Genomic DNA, 585 nt, shown 5'->3' on the forward strand with positions numbered 1-585 from the left:
ATCTGGCTGGTATCGGTTCAGACCAAAACGACCCAGTTTCAATTGATGGCCAGTTTACGACCACTGAAGGTGCAGACAGAGTTGTGAGTTACCAGCTTGACTCGAATGCGACACTTGTTGATGGATTAACCTCACAAGGCGTAGCTGTCACAATGACAGAAACGGCTAATTCTAATGGCAGCTTCACCTATACGGCAACAGCAGGGACAAATCCGGTTTTCACATTAACCGTCAATCCCGACGGCAGCTACAACTTTACCCTTGAAGGCGCGATTGACCACGCAGCAAACAGTGACAGCTTAACGTTCAACTTCCCGATCACAGTGACCGATTTTGATGGAGACACGACTTCCGCCGTTATTCCTGTCACGATTACCGATGACCAACCGACTATCACAAATGTTGAAGCCATCAGTGTTGATGAAGACGACTTAGTGAACATCGGTTCGGACCAAAATGATTCACTTTCGATTGATGGTCAGTTCACGACAACGCAAGGTTCTGACCGTGTCGTGAGTTACCAGTTAGATACCTCTGTAGATGTGGTTGCAGGGCTCACCTCGCAAGGCAATCCAGTGACGTTGA

At 48.0% G+C, this 585-nt stretch carries 1 protein-coding gene; it reads left to right on the forward strand.

From position 1 onward, the window contains the following. Positions 1-585, forward strand: a 585-nt coding sequence (locus R7Q11_RS27995) for a VCBS domain-containing protein (RefSeq protein ID WP_225467209.1), incomplete at both ends; no start/stop codon positions are given.

Source organism: Vibrio sp. 970, from assembly GCF_033339075.1.